This is a genomic window from Georgenia sp. SUBG003, assembly GCF_000715355.2.
GTDB lineage: Bacteria > Actinomycetota > Actinomycetes > Actinomycetales > Actinomycetaceae > Georgenia.
The window spans coordinates 4763670-4788785 of record NZ_CP180204.1 but is presented as its reverse complement, the minus strand read 5'-3'; the positions used below and the strand labels follow the sequence as shown (position 1 = coordinate 4788785).

Genomic DNA, 25116 nt, shown 5'->3' with positions numbered 1-25116 from the left:
TACCGGCATTCGGAGTTTGGTTGACGTCAGTAACCTTGTAGGGCCCATCGGCCATCCAGTAGCTCTACCTCCGGCAAGAAACACATGACGCTGCACCTAAATGCATTTCGGGGAGAACCAGCTATCACGGAGTTTGATTGGCCTTTCACCCCTACCCACAGGTCATCCCCTCAGTTTTCAACCTAAGTGGGTTCGGTCCTCCACACGCTCTTACACGTGCTTCAACCTGCCCATGGGTAGATCACTCCGCTTCGGGTCTAGAGCACGCGACTGGTGCGCCCTGGCTCGACTTGAACACATACATGTCCGCGGGCACCTTGGTCTGGTAGTTCGACGGCTTCGAGATCGACATGATCAGGTCGAACGCCTTCAGCGACATGTGTCCGATGATGATCAGCGCCGAGAGCGCGACGGGGGGAGAGCTGCGGGAAGATCACGTGGCGGTACAGCTGCCACTCGGAGGCGCCGTCGATGCGTCCCGCCTCGCGCAGCTCGTCCGGGATGCCGCGGAAGCCCGCCAGGAAGAGCGCCATGACGTAGCCGGAGAGCTGCCAGATGGCCGGGATGGCGATGGCCGCGATGCCCCACGTGACGTTGTTCCACCAGGGGTTCTGGAGGAAGTCCAGCCCGATCATCTGGAACAGGCGGTTCAGGCCGATCGGCGTCCGACCGTCGGCTCTGCTGGGGCATGAACCGGTATCCTGCCCAGGCGTTCCTGAGAATGTTTCTCAGGCTTCCTGCCGTAGCGCTCAACGCTTGGTGCAGTGGAAGTCGTCAAAGCTGCATGAAACGCCAGACGAGTCCATGGGGCGTCGCAGAAATCCGGACGCGTTCATCGTCGCGCCGAGGCATCGCTTTGGAGGGACGCCATCATTCCGATGGCCAAAACCCGCCGGGGGCGCATCACCCGTATCGCGGGCTGACCTGCGGGAACGTCGGGTTTCACGTGAAACTTCGCAGTGACGAGAAGTGCGTCCACTCTAGCCGGCCGCAAACTGCTGAACCGAACCATGGGTGACGGCGTGCCAAGTTCGGATACCTCTCTCGCGGTGTACGAACGTCAGAGAATCTCGCACGCCGTTGACTAAGTCCACATCTCGACGGTGGTTCCATAGTTGGGACCATAGGCGCTGGAACTCCTCCCAGGTGCCGTCGACGGTGAATGACTTGGTGCCGGAGAGTTGGTCTAGGATGAAACTTTGCGATGACTTCACCGAACATCTCGTTGCGGCGATGCAGTTCACCGGTGCGACGTTCTTCTGCGACTGAGTACCGTGCAACCCCCAGCCGCTACAGCGGCGCCAATGACGCCGCCGAGGACCGCTCCCCCAGATTTCTTCCACAGGAGGAACGCTACAAGTCCGTTGAGACATGCGTTCCCCCTGGACCTCACCAAACATGGCGAGGCGATCCACAGGACGCGCTGTGTCAGGCCGTCTGGGACACGAACTCGGCAAGCGGAGTCAGGTCATGCTCCCAGAACAGAATGACGCCGTAGTGGCGCTCGTTGAGCCGCCAGCTCCGCTTCACCGGGATCCAGTGCAGGTCCGCGACGTCGAGGGCGTAGTTGGCCGTCGAGATGCGGCGCAGGAGCGAGGTGTGCACCACGTCCGGTGAGACCCCCGCCTCGCGGAGGAGGTCACCACCACGCTTCGCCTCGATGACGCCCTTCTCGGAGAGGGGCACGTCCACCCAGCCGGTGAACAGATTCTTGGCGTTCCAATCGCTCTCGCCGTGACGGAGCAGTACCAGGGTGTAGGTCATGCCCGTCATTGTTCCATCATCGGGGCGGCGTCACCCGGGACGTCTGCCGCGTCCCACGACGACGGCCGGCCACCCCGCGGGGTGACCGGCGAGGCACGGAGGACCTCACGTCCACCGTCAGGCCTGGCAGTGGCCTGAAGGTGGGCTGGATCTGCGGTCTCGGGCATCGCTACAAGGCAACGGTCGACGCACGATCCGGTCGTGGTCAGGGTTGCCCCGTGTGCGCGCACCTCCGGTGCTCCAGGGCTACAACGACCTCGGCACGACCCATCCGCAGATAGCCGCACAGTGGGACGCGGAACGAAACGGTGCACTTGGACCCGAGGGCATCGTCGCCGGTTCCAGAAGAAACACCATTGGGTGTGCGCACGCGGCCACCGCTACACGGCGGCACCGTATAACCGGGTAGCTGGGAAAGGCTGCCCAGTCTGTGCGGGACAAAAAGTCATCGCCGGCGTGAATGATCTTGCCTCCACTCATGCCAGTGTCGCCGCAGAGTGGCACAACGTGATGTACTCCCGAGGCTCAGTTATTCCCATGTTCGTAAAACAACTGGAGTCGGGACAGCCCCTGACCTCAACGAACCCCAGACCCGCTTCCTTATGTCTCTAGACCAATCTGTGGACCTCGTCTACCACGCATTTCTGAACGCCGCCCCCTGGCGATCTTTTCGTGCGAAAGGCTCCTGCTAGCACGGTTCACACACTTGCCCTCGCTGTAGCTTCGCTACTGGGATACGACGAGCCAGAGGTGCGGGTAATCGGGGTCCGGCACGGCGAAAAGATGCACGAAACCCTTCTCAGCCGCGAAGAGATGGTCAGACGACCAGTCCTTCAACCAGTCCGCGTACGAGGGCCTCCAGGCCGCGGTGCAGGAGCTCGGCATCCAGGAGGCCGACGCCGAGTCCCAGGCCGACTCGGACTACGGCCCCAACGTCGACTCGATGGTCCAGCAGGGCTGCAACCTGACCATCGGTGTCGGCTTCCTCCTCGAGGACCCCATCCAGTCCGCCGCCGAGGCGAACACCGACACGAACTTCGCCCTCATCGACTCCACGTTCTCGGACGCCGACTTCAACCCGGTCGAGCTCGAGAACGCCAAGCCGATCCTCTTCAACACCGCCGACGCCTACCTCGCCGGCTACGTCGCCGCCGCGGTGACGGAGACGGGCACCGTTGCCACCTTCGGCGGCATGCAGATCCCCGAGCGCTTGGCGGGCGAGGACGGTGAGTACCGGAGAAAGCGCGGAGTCGGGGAGCTGCTGGGTGAGCACCTCACCCCAGCCGTCCGGAAGGGTATCCACCAGAACTTCGGTGGCGGCGGTGTGAGCATTGTCGACGCTTGCCGCACCCGGAACCGCGCCGAGCACAACCGTCATCACCAGGCTCTGCGACTTCTCGCCGAGCAGCATCCCAAAGACGAGCGGCTGTGCCCGAGCGACGTCGTTCACTTCGATACCGTGAAGTTCCGCGACGGCAAGGACGTACAGCGCGCTCGTCTCGTAGAAGAAGAGCAGGTCGGCAACTCCGAGGCCGAGGGCGACCGGGATGCCGCCCGGGATCGTTCCTCGCGCCTGGTGGCGTTCTTCTGCTGGCGGTAGCCGGCCACCACGACCAGGGCCGCGATCAGAGCGCCCAGTACCGCGGCCACGACTGTGGCTACCTCAAGCGGTCCGAACCCCCAGAACAACCAGGCCGTCTCGACGGTCACCACTAAGGGCTCGCGAACGATCACGCCGCCTCCCTCGCTGGGAACCCGTGCGGGGCCTCGTCCAACACCCACACCCCACCGTCATGTCCGCCGGTCCCGCCAGATGTGCTCAGCGCACAGGTGGTCGTAGACGATGCGCAACAGCCCGTCCAAGAAGTCCACGCGGGAGCGCCATCGACGCCACGGCAGGTCACCCGGATAGAACAGGCACAGGCCATCGTCAGGCATGCGATGCGGGGAGTCGCCGTCGTCGGCATAGACCGCCGGATAGTCCTCCGGCGGAAGGCCGTACGTCTCCCATGTCGGTTCCGCTCGAAACTCGATGCGCACGGGTACCCGGTCCGGCCGACCGGGGATGTGCAGTCCGGCGTGCAGGTATGTGAGCGACGGTGGGACAGGAACCCTCGCTGCTCACCCGCAACGAGCAGTACTCACGCTTGCACCTGGCCGTTCTCGACCACAAACGCGAGGTCCTCCAACGGCTGAGACGCGAGGGCACGATCGATGACGCCGTCGCTCGCCAGATCCAGACACAGCTCGACATCGAGGAGCTCCGTCTCACCGGTGTCGAACCACTCGACTAACGCACCCGACCCGGACGACCGCCGTCCACCCCAGCACTACCCAGAGGGCAGGGACGGGCTCCGTATGCAGCCACCGCCAGCCCGAACTCCCCGGAAAGTCAGGACCCGCCCTACAGCAGGCGTCTGGCGGCTTCAGAGAGAAAGGCACACTCGTGACATCGACGATCGGCTACGCCGCAGCCCTCGAGCAGTTCGTATGGCCACAGGGCCAAGCTGCAACCTTCAGATTCCGGGTCCGTGGCAGCAATCGGAGTTCGCCAGCAGCGGCGGCGGCTGTCCATCGTTCACGTGAACGCGGCGTAGAGCCAGAGCGCATCAAAAGCGGCAAGCGCGGAATAGAGTTCGAAACAGGTGTTGTTAGCAACTTCAGTTGAACCTCGTCGGTTCGCGGTCAGCGCTTCGAAGAGTGGCAGCAAGCCTCTTGATTAGGGGATCAGGGACGAACTATGAGGCCAGCAATACGCAGGCGCTGAGAGTCGTGCGCCGGGTTCTTACACTCGGGCGGTTTCACGTGAAACGAACGGCCCTAAGTTTAAAGCGGCAACACGCGCGGCGATGGTGCCTCGAGTGGGAGTCGATAGCCCTCCCCCACGCAGGGCTAGAACGAGCCACCTCTTGAACCTTTCGTGCCCCTCGGCCGGATTTCCGCTATATCAGTCCAATGGAATGTCTTTTCTTACGATCGTGATGATGTGGAGACCGTTCAGATCGGCCTCGATCCGGGTCTTGTAGGCCACCCACGCCCCGAATCCGAACATGACGAACAGGCTCACGAAGGAGAACGACGCGACAAACATATGAGGGCGAGTCCCGCCCCCGAGCGAAGATCCACGAGATAGCGAGCACCAGGCCGACGGCGCTGAAGAAGGCGTTGGAGTACATCATCGGTCGCCGCAGGATGTGATGCCATGACTCCCGTGGCGGCAGCGAGCCGCGCTTGTCTCCGTCATCCGCGACGCCCATGCCGGTCATCGTGGCATGCAGGGCGGCGGGTTCTCCGACCCATCCGCAACCACGTCCACGACCTGGAGAACCTCGGCTACAGGGTCACGCTCGAGAAGGCCGCCTAACCGCCCCGCCGACGCACCTCGCTCGATCGGCTCGCCTGAATTTCGGGTTAGGTCGTAGGTCACCTCGACGCTCTCGGCCTAGAGTTCCTTCGCGGCGGGAGGGGGGCAAGCCATGTTTCTACATCACGGCAGCGAAAAAAAAAAAAAAACGCCCGCCTGACAGCTTGGAGCGCGCGTCACGCTTAGGAAAGACTCGGCCGCGTTCACGCTTAGGAAAGACCCGACCGCGGCCCTATGATGACCATGGATGCCTTGGCCAGCGTGTGTGCCGCTAGGTCATGGAGTACTGGCTTGGTCCGCAGCTGGAGTGAATTGTTTCCGTGGGTTGTGCTTAAAGCACCACAGTGTGCCGCCGAGAGCGGCACCGCGACCGCACCGACGATGACCTGAGTCCTAGTCGGGGACCGCAGGCAGATGAAACTTGTCGTCGAGTAGCCCGACGACTGCGAGTGCTGCCGCTGCCGTCACGGCGGAGGCAGGCACGGTTACGCCGATTAAGGCCGCGACGACGCATGCGCCAACGACACCTGCGGCGCACGCGATCCCGCCGCCGCGAGGCACGGGTGTGTTGTGCGACGAACGGTGGTTCGGCACATCGAGGACGCCTCGTCCGAGCATCACCCGTCGTACGAGTGGAACGGCAGCGCAGGTGACTATCAGAGCGCGTCCCGGCGGAAGAGCTCGTCGAGGAGCTGCCGACGCGTGGGGTCGGCCAGGGCCTTGAAGACCTCGTCCACAGCACCATTATGTGACCGTATGGTCACGTGTCAAGGGTGCCGGATCTCTGCGCCTGCGGCGCGCGGCCTGACGCCCCGTGGAGACCTCTAGCGGAGAACGTTCGCTGCCCACGGACGGGTGGACGTCTCGTGGAAGACCTGACGGGCGGAGAAGCTGACGTGCCTCGCGGAGGAGCTGACGTCTCGCGGAGGAGTTGACGTCTCGCGAGATGCGCGCGGGTTTCGGTCAGGCCTCGACGCGGTGGCCGTACCGGCCGAGGACCAGCAGGCGGCGGAAGGACTCCTTGTCCATCTTGTTGACGAAGCAGATGCGCGGACGTTGTACTTGTCCGCCTGGCGCCACACCGTCTCGGACTGGGGCTCGACGCCCTCCTTGCCGTAGAGAGCGACCGCACCGTCGAGCACGCGCAGGGAGCGCTCGACCTCGACCGTGAAGTCGACGTGGCCGGGCGTGTCGATGATGTTGATCTGGTTGTTCTTCCAGAAGCAGGTCGTGGCGGCGGAGGTGATGGTGATGCCGCGCTCCTGCTCCTGCTCCATCCAGTCCATCGTCGAGGCGCCGTCGTGCGTCTCGCCGATCTTGTAGTTGATGCCGGTGTAGAACAGGATCCGCTCGGTCGTCGTCGTCTTGCCGGCGTCGATGTGCGCCATGATGCCGATGTTGCGGACCTTGGTCAGGTCGGTCAGCACGTCAAGTGCCACGTGAGGCTCTCTTCCGGTGCGTCGAGCCGCCTGCGAGCAGCTTGTCCACGAGGCCTGGGACTCTGCCGCCCGGTGCTCGGCGCGCGTCCCCTCACGCAGTTGCTCTGACAGGGGGGTCGAGGCGGGGACTCACTAGAGGGAACTCCCCACGATGGACAACGCGAACTGAGCGACCGTATCAGGGGCACCAACCGCGCCAGGCTATCCGCCTGGTCTGCTTATCGGCTGCTCTCCACGGCGTACCTCGCTCGACATGCCGCCGAGTTCGACGTTCCAGAGAAATTGACATATCCAAGGAGCAATTCGACCACCAGTTCGGTTCAATGAAATCTCCAGGAAGCCGATGAAGTTGGACGAGCCTGACGCGCACAACGCGCGGTCGAAGAGGCGGTACCCCGCACCCTGGCCGCAACGCGATTTGGACACGCGTCTGCGATCCACTCGATTGAAGCCTCACTACCCCCGCCGATGACGACCTCCCAGTTGGGCATGAGGCGCAGCCGCCTCGAGGAAGAGCATGTACCAGTCGGCGCGCCCGCGGAAACGGGGAGGGGTCGTACGGACCGTAGTTCCAGACGTTGTTGATCGCGATCAGCGCGCCCATGAGGGCGATGAAGCCGAAGACGATGAAGAAGTAGCCGGCCATCTTCGCCACGTACACGGGGAACGCGGGGTACCCGACGACGTTGTTGTCGGTGCGGCCGACGCCCGGGTACTGGGTGTGCTTGTGGACGACCATCAGGATCAGGTGCACCGTCACGAGCGCGATGATCAGCCCCGGGACGAGCAGGATGTGGACCGTGAACAGGCGCGGGATGATCTCGGTGCCGGGGAACTCCCCGCCGAAGAGGCCGTAGCTGAGGTAGGAACCGATGATCGGGATCGCCTTGGCCACGCCGTCGGCCCGGGAGTGCCCGTACCCGGCGCCCGCCGAGCGCCTCTCGCCCGTGCGGCGTGAGCCAGCCCGAGAGGTCCGGGCCCTTCGGCACGATCTGGGTGGGATTGATGTCCGTGTGGACGATGTAGTAGTGCTCCTTGATCTGCTGGAAGTCGATCGTGTCGCCGAACCCGGGGGTCTGGAAGAGGTCGCGCGCGTAGGCCCACAGCGCCGGCATCTCGCTGAGCTTGTTGCGGTTGCACTTGAAGTGGCCGTGGTAGACGGCGTCGAAGCGCACCAGCGTGGTGAACAGGCGCACGTCCGCCTCGGTGATGGTGTCGCCCACGAGGTAGCGCTGGTCGGTCAGCCGCTCCTCCAGCCAGTCGAGCGCGGCGAGCATCGTGGCCTGGCCGGCCTCGAAGACGATCGTCCTGCCCTCGTCGAGGCCCGGTTGAGCACCAGGGAGGTGTCGGCGACCATCGGCCGCACCCGCTCGGCGTAGAGCAGGCCCTCGGTGATCTCGTCGACGTCGAAGGCTCGCCGGTTGAAGACCTTCACGAGCATCTGGTTCTTCTGCGCCAGCGCCCCCTCGACCTTCTGGCGCAGGATGGAGGCGTCGAAGAGGTCCTGGACCCGCAGCCCCACGCGGCTCATCTTGTCGGCGTACGTCGGCCCGATCCCGCGGCCGGTGGTCCCGATCTGTCGCTTGCCGAGGAAGCGCTCCGTGACCTTGTCGAGCGTGCGGTTGTAGGACGGGATGATGTGCGCGTTGGCGGAGAGCATCAGTCCCGAGGTGTCCACGCCACGGCTTGAGTTGGTGGCCTTGTACTGGTCGCCGTGCGCGTGACGGCCGATGACGATCGGCTTGGTCCAGCCCGGCACCAGGCGCGGGACGTTCGAGATGATGATCGGCTCGCGGACGACGCCGCCCAGGATGTTGCGGATGGTGCCGTTGGGCGAGACCCACATCTTCTTGAGGCCGAACTCCTCGACGCGGGCCTCGTCGGGGGTGATCGTGGCGCACTTGACGCCGACGTTGTGCTCCTTGATGGCGTTCGCCGCGTCGATGGTGACCTGGTCGTCCGTGGCGTCACGGTTCTGGATCGACAGGTCGTAGTAGCGCAGGTCCACGTCCAGGTAGGGGTGGATGAGTCGGTCCTTGATGAACTGCCAGATGATGCGCGTCATCTCGTCGCCGTCGAGCTCGAGACCCGGGCCCGCCACCTTGATCTTCGTCATGGTCCCGCAACACTCCTGACCGCCCGTGACGGGCGCACAGATGCGCGGGACGTTGTACTTGTCCGCCTGGCGCCACACCGTCTCGGACTGGGGCTCGACGCCCTCCTTGCCGTCAGACGCGACCGCACCGTCGAGCACGCGCAGGGAGCGCTCGACCTCGACCGTGAAGTCGACGTGGCCGGGCGTGTCGATGATGTTGATCTGGTTGTTCTTCCAGAAGCAGGTCGTGGCGGCGGAGGTGATGGTGATGCCGCGCTCCTGCTCCTGCTCCATCCAGTCCATCGTCGAGGCGCGTCGTGCGTCTCGCCGATCTTGTAGTTGATGCCGGTGTAGAACAGGATCCGCTCGGTCGTCGTCGTCTTGCCGGCGTCGATGTGCGCCATGATGCCGATGTTGCGGACCTTGGTCAGGTCGGTCAGCACGTCAAGTGCCACGTGAGGCTCTACGTCCCTGGGTCTGTCCCAGTCGAAAGTCTCGCTGGGAAAAATTTCGGGCAAAGCCCGAGGGGTACCCCTGTTTCGATGCTCTGCAGCAGGGTCTTTCCCAAATAAAGAGGGCGTCGGGCATGTGTTTGCACGGGGCCCATTTACAGTTTCCCACCCACGTTTTTTCTTTCCCTCACCCCCCCAATTTTGGGAGACCCTCCCATATCGGCGCCTCTCTCGAATCCCGATATGAGTCGCGACCCTCTCGCGTACCCCATCGTTTCGACCATTTGCGCCACTACCGGTGCGTAACACGCACGCTAATCGGTTGGACGTGCGATCAGAGTGGAGCGCATTCACGACGAGCGCACGAGCCCTATCTGTGGAGTACAAACCAAAACGCCGGGACGAACGCGACAGGATCAATCGTGAGAGCAGCCTTGCTGTTGAGCTCACACGGCCTGGAACTTCTCCGGCTCGGCGAGGAACTCCTTGATCTCCTGGAGCTCCTCCACGGCCTCCTCCTCGCCGGCGACGTCGAAGGTGACCTGGGGGTTCTCCTTGTTGACCATCTTGGCCTTGGACTTGCCGAACTTCATCATGCCGCCGGCGCCGCCCTGGGCCCGGGAGAGCAGCCACCAGAAGACGATGAAGATGATGACCATCGGCAGCATGAACGTCAGCAGCGACGTCCAGATGGACGTCGTCGGCACCACGGAGTTGTACCCCTTGTCGGGGTCGGCCGCCTCGACGGCCCGCACCACCTGGTCACCCTGGGGCGCGACGTAGAAGAACTCCACGCTCTCGCCCCGAGCGAGCGAGCTCGTGGCCGGCCACATGGTCGAGTACACGTCGATGAAGTTCGCGTGGTTCTTCCTCGCCGAGTACATCAACATGTTCACGTCTCGGCCGTGGCGACCACCCTGTTCCTCGGCGGCTGGCGCGCGTGGCCGCTGTCCACGATCGGCGACGGCGTCCTCAACACCGGCTGGTGGCCGATGCTGTGGTTCATCGCCAAGATGTGGCTGGTCATGTTCCTCATGATCTGGACCCGCGGGACCCTGCTGCGCTTCCGGTACGACCAGTTCATGAAGCTGGGCTGGAAGATCCTCATCCCCGGTCTTTCGTGCCTCACGGGTTTCGGTCTGAATCTCGGGGGTCGGCCCGCACGTACGGGAATGCCACCTGTAGCGGCGCCGGTAACAACAATCAGTGCCTCACTGGCCAGTTCATGAATCTGGTGGATGCAGACGCAGAACTGGATCCCTCCGCCCCGGACCTGGGGTCGTTCACCTTCAAACTGATTGATTGATGACATGAATCGACGCACAATCGCCGTTCTTGGCGCCGTTCTCGTCGCGCTCGTTGGCGCCGGCCTTGTTTTCGTCTACGTGAGCGGTGCCGAGCAGCGCGCCATGGCGAACCAAGCACCCGTTGAAGTGATCGTAACCACGACGATTCCGAGGCACCCCGGCCGAGCAATTATCGGACTTGTGAGCGTCGAAGAGGTGGCCGACAATCCGGCGGCTAAGCTTGATGTAGAGATACCACAGAGGCCTATCCGTCAAGCACTGACTGCCGAACAAATCGGACTATTGTGGCGGGCGGCGCGTCCGGGTGAACGGGTGATCGTCGGACTCCTAGGAATCTGCGCCCTGCGCCCAGAAGAGGTTTGCGGCGCTGAGGTGTCCCACCTCGGAGAACTTGACGGGCGCCGGATTCTGCACATCCCGACACGCGGACGTTCGCAGCCGTACACGGTTCTGCCTGACGAGGTGTACTCAGCGATTAAGGAGCATCTGGAAGGGCGAGACCGTGGCGCCCTGGTTGTAATCTCGCCAAGAACCACTTGGTAAGCCTAAATACTACCTGGTGACCGATAGCGGACAAGTACCGATGAGGGAAAGGTGAAAAGTACCCCGGGAGGGGAGTGAAATAGTACCTGAAACCGGATGCTTACAATCCGTCGGAGCCTCCATGGCTGGGGTGACGGCGTGCCTTTTGAAGAATGAGCCTGCGAGTTAGTGGCATGTGGCGAGGTTAACCCGGGTGGGGAAGCCGTAGCGAAAGCGAGTCCGAACAGGGCGCACCAGTCGCGTGCTCTAGACCCGAAGCGGAGTGATCTACCCATGGGCAGGTTGAAGCACGTGTAAGAGCGTGTGGAGGACCGAACCCACTTAGGTTGAAAACTGAGGGGATGACCTGTGGGTAGGGGTGAAAGGCCAATCAAACTCCGTGAAAGTGATTCTGCGCCGACAATTCAGCGGGCTCAAGCACACCGCCGAAGCCGTGGCATCCGCGCACACCCCAGCATCCCTCGAGGGGTGTTCAGGGGCGCGGGTGGGTAGGGGAGCGTCGTGTGGGAGGTGAAGCTGCGGGGTGACCCAGTGGTGGATCCCACACGAGTGAGAATGCAGGCATGAGTAGCGAATGACGGGTGAGAAACCCGTCCGCCGAATGACCAAGGGTTCCAGGGCCAGGTTAATCCGCCCTGGGTAAGTCGGGACCTAAGGCGAGGCCGACAGGCGTAGTCGATGGACAACGGGTTGATATTCCCGTACCGGCGAAGGACCGACCATGCCGACCCCGGTGATGCTGACCACCCAACGTCTCGTGGGTTCCTTCGGGAACCGGCGGGACGCGCGTGGGACCGATCCGGCAGTAGGCAAGCGTGTTAACAGGGGTGACGCAGACAGGTAGCCACCGCGCGTTCCCGTTAGTTACCGCGTTGATCGTACGACGCGCTAGGTGACGTCGTAAGCTCGTACCTGCCAATTCTGAAATACGAATGAACTGCCCGGTTGGATTGAGTTCTGGATGACACATGCTGAGAAGATGAGTGGAATGCTGGTGGTTGAGCCGATGCCGCCCCAGACCGCGGTGGCGTCCGCTGTTACGGTGGTTGCCTCGAAGTCGGATGACAAGATGGGCGCGAACCAGTGCGTTTGGTCCTCCGTGGCGGTCACCGCGACACGGCCAGGCTGAGACATGTCGACGTCGACGTTGTCGACCGTCCCGTCGTTGACATTTCCAAGGACCATTGCATCAGCTAGCGCCTCGGGGTCAGCGGGGCAACGTCGAGGGCGCACTCCTGGGCGACGGCGAGGAGGTGGCTCACCAGCGAGCAGCAGGACGCGTGGCGCTCCGTCATCGTCGGTCCTCACTGCTGCTCCCCGGGCGCTCGACGCCCAGCTGCAGCGTGACACCGGCCTCACCCACGCGGGCTACGTGGTCCTCTCCGCACTCTCGGAGGCTCCCGACCGCACGATCCGGATGAGCCGGCTCGCGACGATGGCGAACATGAGCATGTCTCGTCTCTCCCACCTGGTCGACCGCCTCTCGAGCCAGGGCTGGGTCGAGCGGAGGCCTGACCCCGAGGACGGCCGCAGCACCATGGCGGTGCTCACGGACGCCGGCTGGGAGAAGGTGGTCGAGACCGCGATCATCCGTACCTTCCTCGACGGTGCGGACCTGTCCGGAAAGACGATCCATCCGTTCGTGACCTACGCCCTCGGCGGGGGCCGCGTCTTCGCAGACTACGCCGAGCTCTACCGAGGCGACGGTCGCCGAAGGTTGGCAGTCCAGGGCGAAGAGGCGACAGACGCAGGCAAAGTAGTAACCCAGTGGCTCACCGAATCCGGGTTGGCGGGGCGATGACCTCCACCTGCCTACGACGCCCACTCCATCGAGGGATGGGCGTGCTCGACTCCGGCGAATCGGATGGTCCCCGAGGGGCTCGCCAACGTCCTGGTCGGAAAGACCCAGCCGGGCGGCCGGCTGCCGCCTCGGCTATCCCAACCCAGGCCCATTGCGCGTCCGCGGTAAAGGCCAACTGCAACGCCGGCCAGGACCACCGCGGTAAGCATGTGCGTGCCGAACTGCTCGCGCCAGTCAGTGGCCTTGCCTCCGACTTCGCGATTCACTCGCTTCCAACTGTTCTTCGGGCCGTTACTTACCTTGCATTCGATGGCCAGCAAACGGCGTCGTGCAAGCGGGCGGGGACGTCGCACTTTGCCTTGGCAATGTTGCGCTCTTTTGAGTAGGTCCCTCGCGCCATGTCATCGAAGAACTGAATAGGGCTTCGCGCTACATCGAGAGAGAGCCCAGCATTCGCCAGTGCTTGCGCGGTCGCCGCCTCCTGTCGTGCAGGCGGGGCACTTAATGCGTTAGCTGCGGCACGGAACCCGTGGAATGGGTCCCACACCTAGTGCCCAACGTTTACGGCATGGACTACCAGGGTATCTAATCCTGTTCGCTCCCCATGCTTTCGCTCCTCAGCGTCAGTAACGGCCCAGAGACCCGCCTTCGCCACCGGTGTTCCTCCTGATATCTGCGCATTCCACCGCTACACCAGGAATTCCAGTCTCCCCTACCGCACTCTAGTCTGCCCGTACCCACTGCAGGCGCGGGGTTGAGCCCCCGCGTTTTCACAGCAGACGCGACAGACCGCCTACGAGCTCTTTACGCCCAATAATTCCCGGACAACGCTTGCGCCCCTACGTATTACCGCGGCTGCTGGCACGTAGTTAGCCGGCGCTTCTTCTGCAGGTACCGTCACCCCGAGAGGCTTCTTCCCTACTGAAAGAGGTTTACAACCCGAAGGCCGTCATCCCTCACGCGGCGTCGCTGCATCAGGCTTGCGCCCATTGTGCAATATTCCCCACTGCTGCCTCCCGTAGGAGTCTGGGATCAGGGCAGAACCCCAGGGTCGCTTGATCGCGTCCTACGGAGTGACAACTCGCGGCGACGCGAGCTCCACATGGCACTTGAACAGGCCCAGCAGCAGTTCGCTGCCGCGGAGCGGATCGGATATGAGAGTCGCCCGCTGAACCTATTCTACGGGCTCTCTCAGGCCGGTCGAGCAATCGCTGGTCGCGCCTGCTCGGACGCGGGACGAATCACCAGTGGCAGGCCAACGGGCATGGCCTCAAGTACGACATCGGTGTCCCCGACGGCGTCTTGGCAACGCCGATCAAGCAGGATGGAGGTACGCGAGACCTCTTCTCGCGTGTTTCCATCGCGATCGACTCGCCACTCGACTTCAATGCTATCGAGTTCGGAGCAGCAATGAACCAGTTGGTCGACTATACGATGGCATTTGAGGAGCCTCACGGGTACGCCCGCCCTATCACCGATGCGCAAATTTACAACGTTCACAACAAGACGTTCCCCTTTGAACTCGAGATCCGGGTTCCCGACCCCGCGAACGGCCAGGACTTGGGTGTGATGTCCATGAACGTCCCGACGACCAGCAGGACCACCACCATCAGCAGCAGGATCAGCGCCTTCGAGTCGGCCACCGACAGCAGCGCGTCCGTGATCGCCGCCGGGATCCCGGTGTAGGCCATGATCCAGGACATCCCCGAGGACGCGGCGATGAGGAACATGACGACGCCGGTCGCGACGACCGTGCGGGTCACGACCTCCTTGAAGTCCCGCCACGTCATGCTGCGGTAGACGAGCGACAGGACGAGGCAGTAGAGCACTGCGGCGCCCGCCCCCTCGGTCGCCGTGACGCCGGCGACGATGCCGCCGACGACGACGACGATGAGCAGCAGGCTGGGGATCGCCTGGAGGAACACCTTGAACGCACCGCAGCACGGGAACGAGGATCGCGGCGAGGTCGTCGCCCCGGGTGATGGTCGGACGCCGTCGGCGCCTGGGCCAGCAGCATGTGGCCGGCGCTCATCGGGCAAGCTTCGGCAGCACGTCGCGGCCGAAGACCTCGAGCCACTCGCGCTGGTTCGGCGACGTTGTGCAGGTAGATACGGTCGAAGCCGAGGTCGACGTAGCGCTGGATCTCTGCCCGGTGGGCGTCCGGGTCGGCGGAGATCACCATGCGGCCGGCGAAGTCCTCCTCGCGCACGAGCTTGGCCATCGCGGCGAAGTCGAAGGGTGAGCGGATGTCCGCCTTCGGGAACTTCATCCCCCCGTTGGGCCACTGGTCCATCGCGTTCGCGAGCGCCTCCTCGTCCGTCGGGGCCCAAGACAGGTGCAGCTGCAGAACCCTCGGCATCGCGTCGGCGTCCTTGCCCGCCTCCTTCGCTCCCGCAGCGAACTTCTCGAACAGCCCGCCGATCTTCTCCAGCGGAGGCTTCTTCGCCGACAACGGGCTCGACGTCGAGGTGAAGATCGCCGAGGCCGGCTCCGCCATCGTCCCGTCCGTGGTCAACCAGGAGAGCCCGATCGGCTACGCAACGTGGTCTCCGACCTCCAGGCCATCGACCAGGGCCTGGACATCAGTTCGTGTCCAACTGCTGCGGCACCGGGTCGGACCCGGAGAAGGACTCCCGCATCTACGTCCTGCCCGACGGCGAGATCCAGTCCGTCGAGCAGCTCGCCGGCGCGAACATCGCCGTGAACTCGGTCAACAACCTCGGGGACCTCACCATCAAGGCTGCCCTGGAGGGCGAGGGGGTGGACGTCTCGACCCTCGAGTTCACGCCCATGCCGTACTCGGACATGCCCGCGGCGCTCGAGCGCGGCGACGTCGACGCGCGACCGGCGGCCCGTGCTCCCCGGCCTCGATCGGGTCAACCTCCGGCGTGGGGTTCGCCAGCGCGAAGACGATGGTCCGTCGTTCATCGTGGCGACGTCGGCGCCGGTGAGGATGTTGCCCGCCGAGACTCCGATGAACACGTCCGCACCCCGCCAGACCCTCCTTCAGCGTGCCCCGTGAAGCCCTCCTCGTTCGTGTTCTCGGCGATCCACCGACGGTACTCGTCGCCGTTGGCGGCCTCCCCGGTGGAGCGCTCCGCCCCCGTCCGAGGCGAGGATGTACCGGGCGCCCTGGGCCTTGAGCAGCTTGATGATCGCCGAGCCGGCGGCGCCGACGCCGGAGACGACGATGCGCACGTCCTCCATCGACTTCCCGGTCACCTTCAGCGCGTTGATCAGCGCCGCCCGCCCTATCACCGATGCGCAAATTTACAACGTTCACAACAAGACGTTCCCCCTTTGAACTCGAGATCCGGGTTCCCGACCCCGCGAACGGCCAGGACTTGACGGCCGAAGTAGTCCGTGCGCTTCTCGCTCGGTACCCTGCTTTGCGCGACCTCGAAGTTGCCCTTGACGACGAAGGCAATGTTCGCTGGAGCCACAATGAGGGTCGTCTGGTGCTCGTCGCCAGCCCTGATCAACTAAAGAGCCGTGATGTACCCGGCATCGCGGAACTTCAAGGCGCTGACTACTACAGGCGGACGGCTATTCTCCTGCCTAGTGCCGGGGGAGAGCGCACGAGCACTCCGGCCCCTGATGTCGTGGTGGACCGTGCTTTATGCCCTATCGATGCTCGCGAGGTACGCCCCCAGCAGGTGGACGGAAACGCTCACCCTCGCCGACAGCCAGATCGCGTCGAGGATCGAGTTCCTGCTCGACTCGGCGATTGACGCCGTGCCGGAATTGCTATGGGGAAGCGCACCGGACACTCGCGTCGCGGGTACGTCGCTCTGCTGTCCCGCCTGTCTGACCAGGGAGACGGCGTCGTCTACGCGCCGTACTTCGACCGGGCCCTCGAGGAGTCGATCGGCAGCGCTGTACCGGTGTTCCCCGACGTGCCGCTCGTCATCACCGAGGGCAACTACCTCCTTAACGACGACCACGGATGGGGAGCCGTACGGCAGTACCTCGACGAGGCATGGTTCATCGACGTCGCCCCTGACGTCCGACGCGAACGCCTCATCAACCGGCGGATCTCGTACGGCCACTCCGAGCTTGACTCGGTGACATGGGTCGATGGCGTTGACGAGCGAAACGCGGCCGCAGTCACACATGACGCTGCACCTAAATGCATTTCGGGGGAGAACCAGCTTATCACGGAGTTTTGATTGGGCCCTTTTCACCCCCCTACCCCACAGGTCATCCCCCCTCAGTTTTTTCAAACCCTAAAGTGGGGTTTCGGGTCCCTCCCACACGCTCTTTACACGTGCTTTCAAACCCTGCCCCATGGGGTAGATCACTCCCGCTTTCGGGGTCTAGAGCACGCGACTGGGTGCGCCCCCTGTTTCGGGACTCGCTTTTTCGCTACGGGCTTTCCCCCCCACCCCCGGGGTTTAAACCCTCGCCACATGCCACTAACTCGCAGGCTCATTCTTCAAAAAGGCACGCCGTCACCCCCAGCAATGGAGGCTCCGACGGATTGTAAGCATCCGGTTTCAGGTACTATTTCACTCCCCTCCCGGGGTACTTTTCACCTTTCCCTCACGGTACTTGTCCGCTATCGGGCCGATCACAGGACATGCGGGCAACGGGCCCGTTAGACGGGCGACAAGATCGGCGGCCCCGGCAGCGCTCCTGGAAGGGAGAGATAGCGCCGGAGGTAGCCGCGTGGAACCGCTCTTCAAAGGTGGGCGTTGAGGAAGTCAGGACGATGCGCGTCATTCGAACACGTTCTCCTCGGTCACAATTCCAGTGCCATCTTGCGTAGCCTCAGCGCCCTCCAACGAGAGCCAGATCCTGGCATACTCCGCCGCGAAGACGATGCGGGTGTGACCTCGATAATCCGGTTGGAGTGGGGGCGTAGATCCCAGTTGCCGCCGGGGTCCTTGAGGCCCGGCTCCAGTCCGGTGCCGTCATGCCTGAAGGACCGCTCTACGGTGTCCGGGTGGTACAGCGACGTCGCGTGAAGGAAAGCGCTCCCCGGGCGGCGCCATACACGTGCACGCCGTAGCTCACGTGGTGGTCGATATCGAAGAGCATTAGCTCGTTGAGGAACTGCCAGTGCCGGCGCAGCCGCTGGTACGTGGCTCGACGCAGGATTCCGGCCTTCTCGTCCGTGAAATGGGTCTCGGGGTGGACAAGCCCAACGGTGCCGCGGCCAGACGCGTGCCGCCACGTCTGCTCCATGAAGCAGCGATAGAGGTCCGGCTGGAGGCCGCGCACTTCCACTACGTCGTGTTCGGCACCGTCGTGTTCGCGATGTACTCCCGGCTTCCGACTTCTGGTGGCCCAAGTGGACCGGGCGGATGCTCGACGAGCGGCTCGGCAAGATCAGCTTCTGGATCCTTTTCATCGGCTTCCACACGACGTTCCTGGTCCAGCACTGGCTGGGGGCCCAGGGCATGCCCCGCCGCTACGCGGAGTACATGGTGGAGGACGGGTTCACCCTGTACAACCAGCTCTCGACGGTGGGAGCCTTCCTCATCGCCTTGTCCACGCTGCCGTTCCTGTGGAACGTCTACACTCACCCAGCGCGGGCCGCGGACGGTGTTCGTCGACGACCCGTGGGGCTTCGGCAACTCCCTCGAGTGGGCCACCTCGTGCCCCCTGCCGCCACGGAGATGGCCTGGGGGCGGCGTCGGTGACGTCGCCGAGCTGCTCGACCTGGTCGTCCGTCTGCAGTGCGGCGTACTGGCCGACCTGGGAGTCGGCGTACATGATGTCGATCTTGCCGCCGACGAGGTTGGTGGTGACGTCGGCCTGGGAGGTGTAGCGCAGCACCTCGATCGGCTCGTCACGGCGTCGGTGCACGCGGTGGAGATTGCGTCGACGTCCTCGTCCTGGATGGTGCCGGTCTGCACGCCCATCGTGGTCCCGCACAGGTCCTGGGCGTCGAGGCCCTTCGGGTTGCCCTGCTGCACGGAGAAGGTCGAGCCGGCGGAGATGTAGGCGATCATGTCGACCTGCGCGACGCGGTCGGGGTTGACCGAGAAGGAGGCGATCCCGGCGTCGCCAGGAAAGGCCTCTCCGATCCTCCGGGCGCCCCCCCAGTACCACGCAGACATCGGAGTCAGACGGTTGGGTTCACGCTATTGACCCTGATGTTGTACTGACCCAGCTCAAGCGCCGAGACGCGGGTGATGTTGTCCAGGGCGGCCTTCGAGGAGCCATAGGAGATGTGGCCAGCAAGGGCGACAAGCCCCGCCTGGCTGGACACGTTCACGATCGCACCACCGCGGCCCTGCCGGATCATCTCGCGCGCGGCGTACTTGGTCACGAGGAGAGACCCTCGGGCGTTGATACTCATGACCTTGTCGAACACGGTGATGTCCGTGTCCTGCGGCGTGGCAATCTCACCGCCCCCAGCCGCCGGAATTCACCACACCCCCACGCCGTCCCCCATCATCTTGGGTCCTCGGCGTGAGGGACCCCAAGTTGTAGTGAGACCCCCGGATGACGTAGAGTTCATTCGAAGCACACACCTGTTGTTACAGCAGTGTCAGACGCGTTCTGAGCGTGACGACGCACTAGGCAAGGAGACCGGCTCGGATGAGCATCACCGTCTACAGCAAGCCGTCCTGCGTCCAGTGCGACGCCACGTACCGGGCGCTGAACAAGCAGGGTCTCGAGTACGAGGTCGTCGACATCACGGCCGACGCCGAGGCGCTGGAGAGCGTGAAGGCGCTCGGCTACCAGCAGGCCCCCGTGGTCGGCCTGGCGCAGGCAGCCTCGTCCGCGGGCCGAAGAGCACGGACGCTTTGAGGAGCTGCAGCTCCTCGAGCGACACGGGCGATGCCGTAGTCTCGTAGTCGTACCCGAGATGGTCGTCATGTCTCCTCCTTGAGCAGGACGTCTCGATCTGGACGGTACGCCGGGCGGGAGGGGGACGGAAGTGCGGTTGTCGGGCGACCCGGGGATCGCTGCTCCGGCGGTCGCCAGTTGCTGAGGGTGACGGGTCGCACTTCTGCCGATTTTGGGCGGCGACGACGGCACCGGTAGCATCGTCCGGCGAGGTAGCGTGTCCGAGCGGCCTAAGGAGCACGCCTCGAAAGCGTGTGAGGTTAACAGCCTCCGTGGGTTCAAATCCCACCGCTACCGCCAGTCGAAGGGCCCCGGGATGCCCGGGCCCTTCGCTTTCGTCGTGTGTCGTGCGTTTTCCGGCGGTGGGCCTGTTCCGGCTGGTCGTCGTTGCTCGGTCGGTCGGTCGCCGCTGCTCGGTCGGTCGCCGCTGTACGGACTCGGGCTCGCGGGGCTCGGGCTGCGGACCCGTGGACTGGCGCAGTAGTTGCATTTTCGGGAAAAACTTAGTGCCTCCCGACTCGTCGGTTCCGTTTTGCCGTGGCTCGCGCCAGAGTCTCGTGGCGAGCGGTCAACGGCGGCGTTGGCGAGCGACTGACCACCGCGAATGCCCACGACCATCCGGTCGGTTCGGGCGTCCGTTGGCCGCGCCGGGACGTGCTCTTACTTGGGGCAGCTTGCGCCTCCCCTAGGAGTGGCTGCGCCTGGGAGGTGGGGACCTGCACGGACGGCGTTATGGCCCCGGCTTCACGTCTCTTGCAGCAGACTTTGGCAGACATTGGCGAGCCGGCTGCGCAAGACCGCTGCCTTTGAGGCGAAGGTGCGCTGTCTTGTCACATACTCGGCCTTGCCGTCAGCAGTCTCTATCTTCACGGCTCGTTCTCCGAGAGGTGTTACGTCGTAGGGCGACGCCTGCATGTCCAGCGTGCGAATCTCGCGGGCAAGTTGGAAGCAATCAAGGGCGAGGGCCACCTCGGCCTGCTCCTCCGTGATGTCCCCGCGGCCGATGAGCGACTCGGTGTAGAGCTTGCGCACCGAGCGCTTGTTCTCGATCAGGGAGTACATCACCGGGCTGGGTCATCGAGGGGCGTCGCCCTCGTTGTGACCGCGCCGGCGGTAGCAGACCATGTCGACGATGACGTCCTTGTGGAAGCGCTGGCGGTACTCGAACGCCAGCTCCGCCACCCCGGGCGACAGCCTCGGGGGTCGTCGCCGTTGACGTGGAACACCGGGATCTGCAGCCCCTTGGCGATGTCCGTCGCGTAGTAGGACGAGCGCGAGCTGGACGGGCCGGTGGTGAAGCCGATCTGGTTGTTGACGATGACGTGGACGGTGCCGCCGGTGCGGTAGCCGCGCAGCTGGGAGAGGTTCAGCGTCTCCTACGAGGAGACGCTCGGCTTCGACTCGGGGAGGGAGGAGGCCGGTGGCATCGTCTACACCGCGGGCTCCGGGCAGTTCCTCGTCTACGAGTCCTCCTACGCCGGCACGAACAAGGCCACGGCCATGGCTCGCGCCGGACGGTGACTTCGACACCGAAGTTCAGAACCTCCGCGACAAGGGCGTGGAGTTCCAGACCTTCGACATGGAGGGGATCGAGTGGGACGGCGATGTCGCTACCTTCGGGCAGGCGCGAGCGTCTGGTTCACGACCCCGACGGCAACATCCTCAGCCTCGGCACGGCGGTGATGTGATCCGAAGGAGCAGAGAGCCCGAACCCTCGCCGAGGGTTCGGGCTGCCGCTGATGTCCTGCGACATCACAGAGCGGAGACGGTGGGATTTGAACCCACGGACGGGTTGCCCCGTCACGGCCTTAGCAGGGCCGCGCACTAGACCTGACTATGCGACGGGGATGCCTGGTGGCGAGGTCGTTGAAACCGGCAAGGACCTTCCTGTTGCGCAGATGGGACAGCCGGAGCCCGACACGCGCTTGACGATTACCGCCTCGAACGCGTGCTCCCGGGGGCACTGCCAATAAGCCTTACGCCCACTTCCAGCGGTGACCATGGACGGGAGCAGTTCACTGTTGCGCGTTGGGTGCCACTCTGCGACACTGGCATGAGTGGAGGCAAGATCATTCACGCCGGCGATGACTTTTTGTCCCGCACAGACTGGGCAGCCTTTCCCAGCTACCCGGTTATACGGTGCCGCCGTGTAGCGGTGGCCGCGTGCGCACACCCAATGGTGTTTCTTCTTGGAACCGGCGACGATGCCCTCGGGTCCAAGTGCAGTATCAGCGGGCTGATCACGACCATGAGGAAGCCCCCGGAAGTGGAGAACGAAGAGCGATCACGCTCTTGGGGTCTTCGACGACGTAGCCCTTCCGCCGGCGGAGTATTTCCAACGGGATGATGACGAGGACGCCAAGGAGAAGGAAGAGGGAATGCACCCACATGAGCGTCAGGCTCAGCGCCACAGCTGCGCCTAACACGGCGAAGTACCACCACGGAGGGAGGCGCGGATCGGCGGCGGCAGCGGCCCGCTCCTCATCGTTTCTCACCCGTACGGACGATACGCACGGTCCGGCGCCAGTGTGGCGGAAAGTTGCCACACCTCGCGACGCTCGGTTCTAGGGTTCGGTGGGCCTGCCGGGAGACAAGATTGCGACGAGCAGATAGATGAGGACGGCGTACAGGCGCGCCGGCCGGTCCCGTCCACGCGCCATCGGTAAACGTGCGGATGCTCAGCCCGAGCGCGACGGTTATCAGTGCGATGACGCACAACGTGGCTTGCCTGGTTCTGCTCGATGCGCCGGTGCGCGACAGGGTGGCGGGTACTGGATGGTCTGCCATGGACTCTCCAACTTGCGTGGAATCCCGCCGCCGTCAGGGCGAGAGTTGCGACTTAGTGTCCCTAACTCAGCGAATTCGATAGTGGTCAGTTAGTCGCCCGCTTGCCGTGAACAGTACGAAGAGCTGTCTGGTTCGTGAAATGCTGAGGATAGTTGTCTGGGTGCGGATCGGAACTTTGCGGGAGATCGGATGAGTAAACGACTCCTTGACTAGCGATCGGTCATGAGCCGTAGCGCCGCCGCAATCAGGATCCGAGTCATCCCCGTCGCGTTTCGGACGTCCGTCGATGAGTCGAGCAGATCCTCAAGCGCAAGGACAAGCTCGTTGTGGCAGTGCATGTAGAACAGCTGGGTCATGTCCGTCGGGCGGATGTTGTTGATCCAGCCCAGGAGCTCGCGGGCCCCGCGGACGCGCTCGTCGTCGCGGTCGTCCGTCACGCCTCAGTTTTCCTTGGCCGCGGTCTCGACCCTCTTCGTCTCCGACGACGCACCCGAGTTCGTCCTCGTCCTCGCCGGCCGCTTCGCGATTGTCGCGGAGCGCGAGCGCTGGGCCGAGGGGCGGTACCTCGCCATCGACCTCCAGCTGGTGTGCGAGCGCAACGACGACCGGCGGGGCGGCGAGGTCGACAAGGCACTCACCTGCCTGAGCGCCGAGTCCGTGGCTCCCGACGAGGGCACGATCTGGTGGCACGACGTTCTCGAGGAGTCGGTCAGGCACACCGTCGGCGTCTCGCAGGACCTCCGCGAAGCGTCCGACTTTCCATCGAGATCATCGGCAACGAGGTGGTCCGCCGCCGGAGGCTCCGAGGGCTTCAGCCTCTGCCCGCCGACCAGGCCCAGCCACTGGCGAAGCAGGCGCTGCGGTTCCTGTACCGCATCCTCTTCCTGCTCTACGCCGAGGCGTCCCCGGAGATGGGCGTCCTCCCCAATGGGGCGTCCGAGTACGAACGCGGCTACAGCCTCGACCGCTTCGCGACCTCACGCTCGGACCTGCCATTCGGTCCAATCGTTCACATATCAGCAGCAACTGCAAAAAAAGGCCACGCCTGTAGAGAAGCGCGAAAACTCAGCGGCGTAACGTCACATGACAGGCCAGGCCCCCTAGCTTTTTGCAGAAGTGTCTTCAGAGCCACCACATGTATAACCGCTTCTCCTGCTGCGTCAAGAGTGGCAATATGCGTGACTCCAGCATAGGCGTCGTCACCCTCAGCCACCTCGGAAACATGCATGGTAAGGCCACCCTGCGTCCTGCTGGTCGTCGCAGCCGTCCAGCACACGAGCCATCGGATTTCTGACCACTGCTTCAATTCACGCACAATATTGGGCAGTAGATCGTGCGCCCGAAACTTGAACTCAGCAACACCCTCTCGAAGCCGGTTAGGGAGGGCGGCCGTGTTGCCCGGCACTGCCTCGATCCTTTCCGAGACCGCCGCTGGATTGTAACGAAGATAGGAGTCCGCCGCTTGCCCCCGTCACGAGGATCGTGCGGCCGTTGAAATCGGTCATAGGTCTCTTCCAATCACCGTTGGGCGCGGCTGCCGTAGCAGCCACCGTGCGGTCACACTATCCCGAGTTCTCGCGAATGACCCGTGACATGTGCGCGGATGTCACCGGTGACATGCAATACTTCTTCGATTGGGTGGTGACCCCGCGGGTGACCGGAGACGTCGATGACGACCAGGAGGGATGACGGTGAACGAGCACGACCGCGCGTCGGCTGTCGGACGCACCGCCACGGTTGCGTCCATGGACGATTGGTGGCCCGATGTCAGGACCTTGTCGCTGCAGGCTCGCGCCGGATCCTCGGTGTGACGGGCACCCCAGGGGCCGGCAAGACCACAGTCAGTGCCGCGCTGGCCGCCGCCCTCGGTGACACCGCTGTGCTGATCGGCATGGACGGGTTCCACTACGCCAAGATCGACGCCCGAGTCCTGGGCCGTCTCAAGGCATCTCATGTAACGCCGGCCAGGACCACCGCGGTAAGCATGTGCGTGCCGAACTGCTCGCGCCAGTCAGTGGCCTTGCCTCCGACTTCGCGATTCACTCGCTTCCAACTGTTCTTCGGGCCGTTACTTACCTTGCATTCGATGGCCAGCAAACGGCGTCGTGCAAGCGGGCGGGGACGTCGCACTTTGCCTTGGCAATGTTGCGCTCTTTTGAGTAGGTCCCTCGCGCCATGTCATCGAAGAACTGAATAGGGCTTCGCGCTACATCGAGAGAGAGCCCAGCATTCGCCAGTGCTTGCGCGGTCGCCGCCTCCTGTCGTGTCTGCCTCGCCGCGCCGCTCTGTTGCGATAACCGGTGACGTACCAGAGGGGAACGCGAGGAGCACACCGACGAGCAGCACGAGGCCGAGGTTCGCGCCGTACAGCTCCGTGGCGGCCACCGGTCCCGGGTGCGGGGCACGAAGACGTGCATGACGGAGAACGCCGTGGCGGCCGGGATGCCGTACAGGAGCACGTTGTTCCCGAGGCGGCGGGCGACGGCGAAGATGATCGGCAGCATGACCACGAGGCCGGCGTCGAAGAAGATCGGGAAGCCCATGATCAGGGAGGCGAGGCCGAGGCCGAAGGGGGCGCGTCTCTCCCCGAACACGCTGACCATCTTCTCGGCGAGCACCCTCGCCCCGCCGCTGTGCTCGACCATCTTGCCGAGCATCGCGCCCAGGCCGATCAGGAGTGCGACGCTGCCCAGCGTGGTGCCGAAGCTCGAGACGAGCACGAGACGATCAGCGCTATCGACGAGCACAGTTGGAGCTCGAGGC

Annotated in this window: 16 protein-coding genes, 1 tRNA gene, 15 pseudogenes and 5 other annotated features (1 of these 37 cut by a window edge); of the genes and pseudogenes, 11 read left to right on the top strand and 21 right to left on the bottom strand. The window is 64.0% G+C overall.

Features of this window, described 5'->3' with window-relative positions; all coding sequences use genetic code 11:
• Positions 1-288: a sequence feature (23S ribosomal RNA rRNA prediction is too short), on the bottom strand; it reaches 222 nt to the left of the window's first position.
• A pseudogene (locus DA06_RS28355) lies at positions 284-671 on the bottom strand (carbohydrate ABC transporter permease); the annotation flags it as partial. (Overlaps the previous feature by 5 nt.)
• Positions 672-1485: 814 nt before the next feature.
• Positions 1486-1764: pseudogene (locus DA06_RS28350) on the bottom strand (2,3-bisphosphoglycerate-dependent phosphoglycerate mutase); the annotation flags it as partial.
• Positions 1765-1772: 8 nt separating this feature from the next.
• Between DA06_RS28350 and DA06_RS28345 the strand changes: the two are divergent.
• The 3 genes and pseudogenes from DA06_RS28345 to DA06_RS28335 all read left to right on the top strand — a co-directional run bounded on the left by DA06_RS28345 (position 1773) and on the right by DA06_RS28335 (position 3364).
• Positions 1773-2045, top strand: a complete 273-nt coding sequence (locus DA06_RS28345; RefSeq protein ID WP_418606631.1) for a zinc-ribbon domain-containing protein — start codon at positions 1773-1775, stop codon at positions 2043-2045.
• A pseudogene (locus tag DA06_RS28340) lies at positions 1966-2529 on the top strand (polysaccharide biosynthesis protein); the annotation flags it as partial. The gene DA06_RS28345 and the pseudogene DA06_RS28340, both read left to right, overlap by 80 nt.
• 103 nt (positions 2530-2632) lie before the next feature.
• Positions 2633-3364 (top strand): BMP family lipoprotein, encoded by a 732-nt coding sequence (locus DA06_RS28335; protein WP_418606630.1) that lies wholly within the window; start codon positions 2633-2635, stop codon positions 3362-3364.
• A 191-nt stretch (positions 3365-3555) separates the two neighbouring features.
• On the opposite strand, the gene DA06_RS28330 is transcribed toward DA06_RS28335, so the two are convergent.
• On the bottom strand, positions 3556-3804 hold the full coding sequence (locus tag DA06_RS28330; protein ID WP_418606629.1) for a hypothetical protein: 249 nt from the start codon (positions 3802-3804) through the stop codon (positions 3556-3558).
• A gap of 59 nt (positions 3805-3863) precedes the next feature.
• Here DA06_RS28330 and DA06_RS28325 point away from each other — a divergent pair, with 59 nt between their 5' ends.
• Positions 3864-4058, top strand: coding sequence for a hypothetical protein (locus DA06_RS28325; RefSeq protein ID WP_418606628.1), 195 nt, complete (start codon positions 3864-3866; stop codon positions 4056-4058).
• A gap of 284 nt (positions 4059-4342) precedes the next feature.
• Here DA06_RS28325 and DA06_RS28320 read toward each other — a convergent pair whose 3' ends face one another.
• From DA06_RS28320 to DA06_RS28290, 7 genes and pseudogenes are all read right to left on the bottom strand, one after another.
• Complete coding sequence (locus tag DA06_RS28320; RefSeq protein ID WP_418605396.1) at positions 4343-4474, bottom strand: hypothetical protein; 132 nt, start codon at positions 4472-4474, stop codon at positions 4343-4345.
• A 1674-nt stretch (positions 4475-6148) separates the two neighbouring features.
• Positions 6149-6567: pseudogene (locus DA06_RS28315) on the bottom strand (GTP-binding protein); the annotation flags it as partial.
• A 464-nt stretch (positions 6568-7031) separates the two neighbouring features.
• Positions 7032-7474 (bottom strand): annotated as a pseudogene (locus DA06_RS28310) (cytochrome b N-terminal domain-containing protein); the annotation flags it as partial.
• Between the two features lie 19 nt (positions 7475-7493).
• A pseudogene (locus tag DA06_RS28305) lies at positions 7494-7838 on the bottom strand (glutathione S-transferase C-terminal domain-containing protein); the annotation flags it as partial.
• Positions 7808-8683: an adenylosuccinate synthetase gene (locus tag DA06_RS28300; RefSeq protein ID WP_418608282.1), complete on the bottom strand. Its 876-nt coding sequence runs from the start codon at positions 8681-8683 to the stop codon at positions 7808-7810. The pseudogene DA06_RS28305 and the gene DA06_RS28300, both read right to left, overlap by 31 nt.
• Positions 8684-8719: 36 nt before the next feature.
• Positions 8720-9117: pseudogene (locus tag DA06_RS28295) on the bottom strand (GTP-binding protein); the annotation flags it as partial.
• Between the two features lie 446 nt (positions 9118-9563).
• A pseudogene (locus DA06_RS28290) lies at positions 9564-9917 on the bottom strand (cell division protein FtsH); the annotation flags it as partial.
• 10 nt (positions 9918-9927) lie between these two features.
• Between DA06_RS28290 and DA06_RS28285 the strand changes: the two are divergent.
• Both DA06_RS28285 and DA06_RS28280 read left to right on the top strand, forming a co-directional pair.
• Positions 9928-10226: pseudogene (locus DA06_RS28285) on the top strand (NADH-quinone oxidoreductase subunit H); the annotation flags it as partial.
• A gap of 661 nt (positions 10227-10887) precedes the next feature.
• Positions 10888-11860 (top strand) — a sequence feature (23S ribosomal RNA rRNA prediction is too short).
• Positions 11861-12336: 476 nt separating this feature from the next.
• Entirely contained in the window at positions 12337-12765 is a 429-nt protein-coding gene (locus DA06_RS28280) for a MarR family transcriptional regulator (protein ID WP_418606627.1), read from the top strand.
• A gap of 491 nt (positions 12766-13256) precedes the next feature.
• Positions 13257-13964, bottom strand: a sequence feature (16S ribosomal RNA rRNA prediction is too short).
• Between the two features lie 297 nt (positions 13965-14261).
• Here DA06_RS28280 and DA06_RS28275 read toward each other — a convergent pair.
• Both DA06_RS28275 and DA06_RS28270 read right to left on the bottom strand, forming a co-directional pair.
• A complete protein-coding gene (locus tag DA06_RS28275; protein ID WP_418608281.1) occupies positions 14262-14690 on the bottom strand; it encodes a TRAP transporter large permease subunit in 429 nt (142 codons plus the stop codon).
• A gap of 103 nt (positions 14691-14793) precedes the next feature.
• A pseudogene (locus tag DA06_RS28270) lies at positions 14794-15265 on the bottom strand (LLM class flavin-dependent oxidoreductase); the annotation flags it as partial.
• A gap of 89 nt (positions 15266-15354) precedes the next feature.
• Here DA06_RS28270 and DA06_RS28265 point away from each other — a divergent pair.
• Positions 15355-15552 (top strand): annotated as a pseudogene (locus tag DA06_RS28265) (hypothetical protein); the annotation flags it as partial.
• A 219-nt stretch (positions 15553-15771) separates the two neighbouring features.
• Here DA06_RS28265 and DA06_RS28260 read toward each other — a convergent pair.
• Positions 15772-15987, bottom strand: coding sequence for a hypothetical protein (locus DA06_RS28260; protein ID WP_418606626.1), 216 nt, complete (start codon positions 15985-15987; stop codon positions 15772-15774).
• A gap of 273 nt (positions 15988-16260) precedes the next feature.
• On the opposite strand from DA06_RS28260, the gene DA06_RS28255 reads away from it, so the two are divergent.
• Positions 16261-16833, top strand: a complete 573-nt coding sequence (locus tag DA06_RS28255) for a YaaC family protein (protein ID WP_418606625.1) — start codon at positions 16261-16263, stop codon at positions 16831-16833.
• 79 nt (positions 16834-16912) lie between these two features.
• Positions 16913-17183 (bottom strand) — a sequence feature (23S ribosomal RNA rRNA prediction is too short).
• A 76-nt stretch (positions 17184-17259) separates the two neighbouring features.
• Positions 17260-17394: a sequence feature (23S ribosomal RNA rRNA prediction is too short), on the bottom strand.
• A gap of 303 nt (positions 17395-17697) precedes the next feature.
• Here the strand turns inward: DA06_RS28255 and DA06_RS28250 are convergent.
• Positions 17698-17994, bottom strand: a complete 297-nt coding sequence (locus DA06_RS28250) for a hypothetical protein (RefSeq protein ID WP_418608471.1) — start codon at positions 17992-17994, stop codon at positions 17698-17700.
• On the opposite strand from DA06_RS28250, the pseudogene DA06_RS28245 reads away from it, so the two are divergent.
• A pseudogene (locus DA06_RS28245) lies at positions 17983-18384 on the top strand (cbb3-type cytochrome c oxidase subunit I); the annotation flags it as partial. The gene DA06_RS28250 and the pseudogene DA06_RS28245 overlap by 12 nt on opposite strands.
• A gap of 451 nt (positions 18385-18835) precedes the next feature.
• On the opposite strand, the gene DA06_RS28240 reads toward DA06_RS28245, so the two are convergent.
• The gene (locus DA06_RS28240; RefSeq protein ID WP_418608280.1) at positions 18836-19141 is read right to left on the bottom strand and encodes an SDR family NAD(P)-dependent oxidoreductase; all 306 of its coding nucleotides are present in this window, start codon (positions 19139-19141) and stop codon (positions 18836-18838) included.
• Between the two features lie 173 nt (positions 19142-19314).
• Here DA06_RS28240 and DA06_RS28235 point away from each other — a divergent pair, with 173 nt between their 5' ends.
• Both DA06_RS28235 and DA06_RS28230 read left to right on the top strand, forming a co-directional pair.
• Positions 19315-19527: a glutaredoxin domain-containing protein gene (locus tag DA06_RS28235; RefSeq protein ID WP_418606624.1), complete on the top strand. Its 213-nt coding sequence runs from the start codon at positions 19315-19317 to the stop codon at positions 19525-19527.
• A gap of 250 nt (positions 19528-19777) precedes the next feature.
• Positions 19778-19866 (top strand) — tRNA-Ser (locus tag DA06_RS28230).
• 660 nt (positions 19867-20526) lie between these two features.
• On the opposite strand, the pseudogene DA06_RS28225 reads toward DA06_RS28230, so the two are convergent.
• From DA06_RS28225 to DA06_RS28200, 6 genes and pseudogenes are all read right to left on the bottom strand, one after another.
• Positions 20527-20942 (bottom strand): annotated as a pseudogene (locus DA06_RS28225) (thiamine pyrophosphate-dependent enzyme); the annotation flags it as partial.
• A gap of 458 nt (positions 20943-21400) precedes the next feature.
• Positions 21401-21781 (bottom strand): annotated as a pseudogene (locus DA06_RS28220) (zinc-ribbon domain-containing protein); the annotation flags it as partial.
• Between the two features lie 25 nt (positions 21782-21806).
• Positions 21807-22061 carry a hypothetical protein gene (locus DA06_RS28215; protein ID WP_418606623.1) on the bottom strand — a complete coding sequence of 85 codons (255 nt, stop codon included), beginning with the start codon at positions 22059-22061 and terminating at the stop codon, positions 21807-21809.
• Positions 22062-22562: 501 nt separating this feature from the next.
• On the bottom strand, positions 22563-22790 hold the full coding sequence (locus DA06_RS28210) for a hypothetical protein (RefSeq protein WP_043509219.1): 228 nt from the start codon (positions 22788-22790) through the stop codon (positions 22563-22565).
• Positions 22791-23362: 572 nt separating this feature from the next.
• The gene (locus tag DA06_RS28205) at positions 23363-23758 is read right to left on the bottom strand and encodes a hypothetical protein (RefSeq protein WP_418606622.1); all 396 of its coding nucleotides are present in this window, start codon (positions 23756-23758) and stop codon (positions 23363-23365) included.
• 888 nt (positions 23759-24646) lie between these two features.
• Positions 24647-25073 (bottom strand): annotated as a pseudogene (locus DA06_RS28200) (GntP family permease); the annotation flags it as partial.
• Between the last annotated feature and the right edge of the window lie 43 nt (positions 25074-25116).